This is a genomic window from Enterobacter sp. 342, from assembly GCF_036663495.1.
Classification (GTDB): domain Bacteria; phylum Pseudomonadota; class Gammaproteobacteria; order Enterobacterales; family Enterobacteriaceae; genus Enterobacter.
On the sequence record NZ_JAWUEI010000028.1, the window covers coordinates 54,985 to 62,563 of the forward strand.

Genomic DNA, 7,579 nt, shown 5'->3' on the forward strand with positions numbered 1-7,579 from the left:
CTGTTAGTTTTCGACGGAACGGATCGCTGCATCAAGATCGCTGGGGTGCAGGTTGGCCTGCAAAAACGCGCTGTCGGCGGGCAGATCAATCATCAGCTTGTGAATTTCACCAAAGGTCAGCACACCGCTCTCCAGCTGGTAGTCGAGAAGATGGCCCCCGCCCTGACGGTCGTCGGTGATGAAATGTTCGTGGTAGCCCGCCACGTTAATACCTTGCATATGCTGTGGCGTGCGGAACCCGACCAGTACACCTTTCCGCTGGTTGAAGCGGAACACTGGCTGGTCGTCCAGCACGTCGGTCATCGCCCGGTATGGCGGCTTCTGACGTGGTACCGTGCGGGTATGGGCATGGCGGAAGTTACCGTCGATACGCAGCGCGCAGAACAGGTTATCGGAGGGGATTTGCTGGTCGATCACATCGTGGATCTGCTGGCGACTGACCGGCCCATCAAAGGTTTTACGATACTGCGGCTGGAACCAGGTCATCACCGCAAATGGCGTTTTCTGCTCTGGCTTCGCGGCGCGGGCGCTACCGTCGGCGCGCAGCTGGTACACCTGGCTACTGAAGGCAATCATTTCGCCGTCCAGCTCGTTGAAAGTGCCCAGACCAAAATCACCGTGTGCCAATAGATCGGCGATGGTGGTGTTCCCCTCGTACACGCCGCTTAGCAGGGCGCTCATTAGCGATGTCTGATAGATCACACTGTCAGGATGCTGAGCGGAGAACCCTCGCAGGGTCTCGCACAAACTGGCCTCACAGTCGCAGGCAGATGAATGCATCATCATGCTCGTCCTCTTCAACTTTATTTAGAAAGGTTAAATAAATGTTGACCCGATTCAGCAGAGAGTTCCAATATAGAATCCATGCTGGTTTGAGACGTTTTAGATATGGAACTTCGTTATCTGCGGTATTTCGTCGCGGTTGCTCGCGAGCGACACTTCACCAAAGCGGCCAAAGCGCTGGGTATTTCTCAGCCTCCTCTGAGTCAGCAGATCAAACGGCTCGAAGAGGAAGTAGGTACGCCGCTGTTCAGACGCCTGACGCGAGGCGTAGAGCTGACCGAGGCGGGAGAAGCGTTCTATGAGGATGCCTGCAAGATCCTGGCGCTGAGCGACGCCGCGCTGGAGAAAGCCCGTGGCATCGCGCGCGGGCTGAACGGCAACCTGTCAATTGGCATCACCAGTTCCGACGCTTTCCATCCCAAAATTTTCGCGCTGATTCGCCAGTATCAGGTGCAGAACATGGCGGTGCAGGTTCACCAGGTGGAAGCCAATATGTCTTCGCTGACGACAATGCTGGCTGAGGGTGAGCTGGATATCGCCTTCGTGCGTCTGCCGTGCGAGAGCAGCAAGGCGTTCGAGTTAAAAATCCTCGACCGGGAGCCGATGGTGGTGGCGCTACATCGCGACCATTCTCTGGCGGCGTGCGGCGATCTGGCGCTGGACCAGCTCCGGGATACGCCGGTAGTGCTGTTCCCGCAGGAGGTCGCGCCGGGCCTGTACGACCGGGTTTACGGCTGCTGCGAACGAGCCGGGATCGACGTGCAGCACGCGCTGCAGTCATCACAGCTTTCATCCTCCCTGAGCATGGTTTCCGCGGGCGGCGGCTTCGCGCTGGTACCGAAATCCATGGCGGCCATTTCTCCGCCGAATGTTACCTACCACGCACTGAGCTCACCGGCGCTTTACACCGATATCGCGCTCTGCTGGCGGCGCTTTGAACGCTCGCGGACGGTGAAGCGGTTTCTGGCGATGATGAGTGAGGGGTGACGGCCGAGACCGGTGGGTTTGGCTGGTGGTTTTTGTTGGCCGGGTAAGGCGTCGCCGCCACCCGGCAACATAGCCACAGGCGTCAAATCCAGACATCGTTCTCTGCGGTGCGCTCCCCGCCTTCATGCCCGGTATTCAAGACCCCGCAAGGTTCTATCATCATCACTTTTACGGTCTTCTCAGCGGAGGTTTTGTGCTCAACGCCTTTTGGCACTACGTACATTTCCCCCGAATTGACGAGCACATGTCCGTCACGAAAATCGATACGCAACGCGGCAAGACCGTGCCCGCTAACGCGGGCGTCGGGCCCGGGATACCGCTGAAGGTAAGGAGGTATAAACAGGACGGCTCCATCCTGACATTCGCCAGACCATGAATGCGCAAAGCACGGTGATGACGGCGAGAAGACGAAATAACCATACATAGGCCGAATCATAACTTTCCCTGAGTAACTGATGAGAAAGACCCGGCAAGAGCGCGGCGGCCCGTTCAGTATTTCCACTTCCCAGCCATGAAGCGGCACTATCAATACGCTCAGACGTATAACCGGAGAGGTTTTTTCTGAGATTGAGCGCGTTCATTTCCACTAAAAATGCTGACACCATTGCAAGCGCAATGCCCTCCCCCGCGACACGGACGGTATTAAACAGACCTGCTGCCATACCGGCTTTTTCGACAGGCACGGAGGAAATGGCCAGGCCATCCATTAGCCCCCAGGGAAGTGCGGCCCCTGCTCCAGTGAGTACCAGCGAAAACATAAGCAGAATGATGCTGGTGCTCTGTAAAGCCTGCCCGAGAATGAGTAATCCGGCTGCGGATAACATCAGTCCTGCGGCTGAAACAGAGCCCGGATTAAACCATCGAGTCAGTGCGGCAGAGATCGAGGGAACGATCAGCATCGGTGTCGTCAGCGCCATGAGATAAAACGCGCTCTGGGTCTCGCTCAGGCCGTCACCACCCATAAAATGCAGCGGGAGGATAATCAACAGCACAACATAGCAATAGCAGGTAGCTACCGGCAGTAACAGGACGCCAGCAAAACGCGGGTCGCGTACAAGAGATAAATCAAATACAGGATTTTCGACGTTCAGGCAGCGCACCATAAACGCGACGAAAAGCAGTAAAGCGGTAGCAAACAGAGCCAGGCCGGGAAGGGATAAGCATCCCCAGACAGGCACCAGCATTATCCCGGCAGTAAACAGAACCAGTGCGGCTGTAAACAGCGTTAAGCCTGCGTAATCCACCTCTCGATGTGCGCTTTTTTCCGACACGGGAATGAACAATGTGCCCGTTAGCATGACCGTTCCTGAGATCAGCGCCATCAAGGCATACACCCACCGCCAGCCCAGAGCATCTGTAATAAACCCGAGCGCCAGGGGGCCGAAGGCTAATCCTGCGCCAAACATCGTCCCCAGAATGCTGAATGCCCGGGTTCGAGCAACGCCCTCATAGAGCTGAGCCAGTGCAGCACTGCCGCCCGCTAAAGTCATCGCTGCTGAGATACCCTGTAATGATCTGAGCGCGCCGATTAAGGAGATATTATCGGCTACGGAAATAAGCGAACTGCTAAGAGCAAAGATAAATAACCCGAGGATGAATACACGTTTTCTACCTGCTGCATCTGCCATTACGCCTGCTGACAGCAGAAAGCTACCGAACGTCAGCATGAATCCATTCGTCAGCCATGCGAGTGCGGCAGCGGAACCGCCCAATGCATGGCCGATTGCCGGGGTGGTCACCACACCACCGGTAAAACTGAGCGGCAGCAGTATGGCCGCCAGAAAAATGGATGCAGCGGCTGGGTTTCCTGCAAGCCGGAGAAATGAAGTTATGAAAGAGCGCATCTGATTACCCTGGTTCGCGTGAAATTCGTGATCCATGTTATTGCGGACAATTACCAAGATAAATAGACTGAAAATACCTACTGAATAGATATAAAGTTCATAATCAATGGATAGTTTGACATCCCTCACCTCGTTTGTCAGGACTGCGGAAACGCTGAGCTTTGTTCAGGCAGCAAGATTGCTTGGTATTTCAGCGTCAGCCGTTGGCAAAAATGTCGCCAGGCTTGAACAAAAACTGGGCGTAAGGCTTTTCAATCGCAGCACCCGGAGCGTAAGCCTGACGGCAGAGGGTGCGGTATTACTGGTTCGCTGCCAGCAGATCCTTGAACAGCTGCAGGACGCCGAGGCAGAGCTGACCAGCCAAATTGCCCAGCCCTCTGGTAAACTCAGGGTTTCTCTTCCGGTAATGGGCTATCGATTACTGCTTCCTCTTCTTCCTTCCTTCACCCGCCGCTACCCGGATATAGTGCTGGATCTGGACTTCAGTGACCGACTGGTTAACATCATTGATGAAGGGTTCGATGTGGCGATACGCAGCGGTGAAATTGCGGACTCCAGGCTCACCTCGAAGAAGCTCGGCAGCTTCCGTTTTGTTCTTTGTGCCAGCCCCGCTTATCTGCTGGAGCATGGTTCGCCGGTGTCCCCGCAGGATTTAAACAACCACAAGTGCATTCTCTACCGCTTTCCCTCAACAGGATTACTCCAGCCCTGGGAGCTGCAGGGTGAGGATGTGATTAGTGGCTTCACGCCGGTTTCTGTTTTAACCACCAACAATATTGAAGCCGTGATCCGTATGAGCACTGCGGGCATGGGGATCAGTTACGTCCCGGATTTTGTCGTCAGTGAAGCACTGGAGAAGGGAGATTTAAGTGAGGTTTTACCGGGTTCGTGTGTCCGGCAAGGACAGTTTTCTGCGCTGTGGGCAACCAGACGCCGCCTTTCGCCAAGAATTCGCTGTTTTATTGATTTCATGTCTGAGAACGGGATAACGGAATGTTAAAGGCGTAAATGTCCCCTTGATGCTGTTAAAGTGAATATTGAAAGCCAGGAGTGAGGTATTCCAGGGGCGTGTCTTGAAAGGGATCCACGCGGGGATATTTTCCTGAACGTATTAGGTTTAAACACTGGAGGTTTTGATGAATAAGCGCGCTATTGCCTGTTTGCTCTTACTCAGCGCATTTGCTGTAAACGCTGCCGATGGCGGTAACGGTGGTGATGGAGGAAATGGCTCTGATGGCGGAAACGGTTCTGATGGTACCGCCTCAGCGCCGGGCCGTGCAGGTTGTCCGGGCGGAACAGACCCGGACTCGTCGGGAAAATTTTATCTTCCCGGAACAAAACAGCAATGCAATCCGGGGAAGCAGGATGCAGTGAAAAGCGCCAGGCAATGAGATAAGGCGTGACGGTATGTCTTCTCCTCATTCAGGCAGAACTAAACGTTCTCCTCCGCACGTAATGCGGCCCGCACAGCAGGACGGGCACTGATTTTTTCCCGGTACGCCAGTAGCGCGGGCCAGTTATTCAGTTCAATGGCGAAGAATTTGCACCAGCCCAGAACGGTGAAAAGATAGGCATCCGCCACGCTGAACGACGAGCCTCTCAGATAAGCGTTTGTGGAGAGCGTTTCCTGAAGAAAACTGAACCGCCTGAACAGCTTCTCACGAAAAATCGATTTGGCCTCTTCCGGCAACATATTGTTGAAGAGAGGTGCCAAACCAGCGTGTATTTCGCTGGTGATAAAGTTTAGCCATTCCTGAAGCCGCACTCGCTCCCAGCTGTCTGCTCGCGGTGCCAGCCCACTTTCTGGCTTGAGGTCTGCGAGGTACTGCAAAATGGCTGGCCCCTCGGTCAGGATTTTCCCGTCATCCAGTTCAAGCGCAGCGACGTACCCTTTAGGGTTAATGGTCAGGAAGTCGCGCCCGTCAGCGGTAAGCTTGCTCCTGTTGTCCACTTTAATCAGTTCAAACTCAATCGCCAGTTCGCGAAGCACGATATGGGGTGAGAGTGAACAGGTGTCCGGGGCGTAATAGAGTTTCATAATCTCTCCGTTAAAGCTGTTGAGTGGTGACGATTCGGTTTGCATTCACTGTGCTTAAAACCGATCTCGCTGTAAAATTAATGATTCATAAATTAGCCATTAGCTGAGCTACTGATACCTATGATGAATCTTTTACACTGGCGCTTACTGGTTGCGGTGGCCGATGCCAGTAATATTTCACGTGCCGCTGAAAAGGTTGGCATGACGCAATCTGGTGCCAGCCAGGCGATCGCTCAGTTAGAGGCCTCATTAGGATTTGCAGTATTCACGCGTGAGCGACGCCACATCGGTGTGACGGCCCTGGGCGAGCGGGTTGTTAAAGAGGCAAGAAGTATGCTGGCGCGGCTAGACGCCATCCGCCTACTGGCGGATGAGAGCCGGGGGCTGACTGGCGGACGCATTCGTCTTGCCAGTTTTCCATCGGTGACATCCACATTTTTGCCAGGACTGCTGCGGGACTTTAAGCGCCTGCATCCTGAAATCGAGGTGGTTGTACTGGAAGGGACGGACCGGGAAGTCGAGGAGTGGATTGCAGCAGATACGGTTGATCTGGGGGTGGTAATGAACCCTACTCCCGGACGCGCGGATGCAATCCTGGGACAAGATGCGTGGGTCGGGGTGCTACCGGCCAGTCACCACCAGGCTCGTTATGCACGCGCGCGCGGCATTACGCTTGAGGAACTGGCAGACCAGCCTTTTGTACTCGCTACAGGCGGTTGTGCCGTTAATGGAAAAAGCCTGATGGAACAGGCAGGCTTGCGGCTGTCTGACATTCGTGTGACCGTCCGGGACTGGATCAGTGCCTGCCTGCTGGTACGCGAAGGCATGGGCGTCGCACTTATACCAGAATCCGCTCTGCCGGTTGAATTACGCGGTTTGTGCGTCGTGCCCGTGACGCCTTCACTGTACCGTGAGTTTGGGGTGGTTTGTTCGGCGGCGAGCAAATCCTCCCGAGCAACTCAGACGTTATTGGAAGTGTTGCTCAAAATGAAAAGGTCCGCGTAAGGAGTTATGGCGGTGCAAATTGTGCCCAGCGGCGCTGCGCTTGCGCGGGCCTACGGTTCGTGTCGCGGGGAGGTTTGGTGTTTGGTTTTGTAGGCCAGGTAAGGCGTAGCCGCCACCCGGCAATGCCCTTCTGGAAGCCGCCTCGCAAACCTGCAAGCAACCTTATGTAATTCATGGGCATCCCTTTTCATTCAGTCTTCACGGTCGTAAAGTGCCTGCGTTGCGGCACATCCGTAACCGGGCGTAGGAACCCGTTAGCATAACATGACATTTTTTTGCACAACGAGGATGCTAAATGGCTACTACACCTAACTTTTCTTATGCGCTATCTGAAGAAAGCGCTGTTCATCACCTCATCAATCTTCAGCTTCGCGATTCCGCAGATCTCTTCGAACTGGCTGACACGTGTGCCGCATGTGTGAGCGTGCTGGTTGAAACAGACGATGCAGTGACCTTTTCCATTCTTTGCGAGCGCTTGCTGGCGCTGCTTAAACGCCTGCGTGAACGTTGCGATACGGAACTTCCCCCACATCTGGTTGAACGGCTCATCGCGGGGGAGAAGATCGTTTCCTGCGTGCCGGACTGCTGGCAGGAGACGGCGTTGCAGGTAGATTATGCTGTGGCGTTAACGCTGGCGGTGATGGGCGGGACGTTGCCTGCGAGTGTGGCGAAAGAACTCATCGGGTTACTGCATGATATGGTCTGGCTGCTGGCGGAGTTTGTGAAGGAGCCTTATATAACGGCGCGCTGAGGCGGGTAATGGGAGGCCGGGGTTCTGCTGGGTAAGAAGCAGGATTTTGGCCTTACGCAAAATACAATTTTGTCTGTTGAATGTCCGTTAAGAGCTGTGAGTTCAACGGGTCGATGCAACGCTATCCTTAATCAAGGGGGACGTTGCCATGAAACGAAGAACTCGGATTAA

General features: G+C 54.6%; 8 protein-coding genes and 1 pseudogene. 5 read left to right on the forward strand and 4 right to left on the reverse strand.

Going from position 1 to position 7,579, the window contains the following annotated elements; translation table 11 throughout:
• Positions 1 to 3: 3 nt before the first annotated feature.
• Entirely contained in the window at positions 4 to 783 is a 780-nt protein-coding gene (gene budA, locus V6E55_RS19335; RefSeq protein WP_028019534.1) for an acetolactate decarboxylase, read from the reverse strand.
• 105 nt (positions 784 to 888) lie between these two features.
• Between budA and V6E55_RS19340 the strand changes: the two genes are divergently transcribed.
• Positions 889 to 1,770 (forward strand): LysR family transcriptional regulator, encoded by an 882-nt coding sequence (locus V6E55_RS19340; RefSeq protein WP_114978036.1) that lies wholly within the window; start codon positions 889 to 891, stop codon positions 1,768 to 1,770.
• An 82-nt stretch (positions 1,771 to 1,852) separates the two neighbouring features.
• On the opposite strand, the pseudogene V6E55_RS19345 reads toward V6E55_RS19340, so the two are convergent.
• Positions 1,853 to 2,041, reverse strand: a pseudogene (locus V6E55_RS19345) (cupin domain-containing protein); the annotation flags it as partial.
• A 19-nt stretch (positions 2,042 to 2,060) separates the two neighbouring features.
• Entirely contained in the window at positions 2,061 to 3,614 is a 1,554-nt protein-coding gene (locus V6E55_RS19350; RefSeq protein ID WP_316943661.1) for an MFS transporter, read from the reverse strand.
• A gap of 106 nt (positions 3,615 to 3,720) precedes the next feature.
• On the opposite strand from V6E55_RS19350, the gene V6E55_RS19355 reads away from it, so the two are divergent.
• Together V6E55_RS19355 and V6E55_RS19360 are read left to right on the forward strand one after the other, a co-directional pair.
• Positions 3,721 to 4,614: a LysR substrate-binding domain-containing protein gene (locus V6E55_RS19355; protein WP_316943663.1), complete on the forward strand. Its 894-nt coding sequence runs from the start codon at positions 3,721 to 3,723 to the stop codon at positions 4,612 to 4,614.
• Positions 4,615 to 4,750: 136 nt separating this feature from the next.
• Entirely contained in the window at positions 4,751 to 5,005 is a 255-nt protein-coding gene (locus tag V6E55_RS19360) for a hypothetical protein (RefSeq protein WP_236921635.1), read from the forward strand.
• 41 nt (positions 5,006 to 5,046) lie between these two features.
• On the opposite strand, the gene gstA is transcribed toward V6E55_RS19360, so the two are convergent.
• The gene (gene gstA, locus V6E55_RS19365) at positions 5,047 to 5,652 is read right to left on the reverse strand and encodes a glutathione transferase GstA (protein WP_114978033.1); all 606 of its coding nucleotides are present in this window, start codon (positions 5,650 to 5,652) and stop codon (positions 5,047 to 5,049) included.
• Positions 5,653 to 5,772: 120 nt separating this feature from the next.
• On the opposite strand from gstA, the gene V6E55_RS19370 reads away from it, so the two are divergent.
• Positions 5,773 to 6,657: a LysR family transcriptional regulator gene (locus V6E55_RS19370; protein WP_316943666.1), complete on the forward strand. Its 885-nt coding sequence runs from the start codon at positions 5,773 to 5,775 to the stop codon at positions 6,655 to 6,657.
• Between the two features lie 295 nt (positions 6,658 to 6,952).
• Positions 6,953 to 7,408, forward strand: coding sequence for a hypothetical protein (locus V6E55_RS19375; protein ID WP_316943668.1), 456 nt, complete (start codon positions 6,953 to 6,955; stop codon positions 7,406 to 7,408).
• Positions 7,409 to 7,579: the final 171 nt, after the last annotated feature.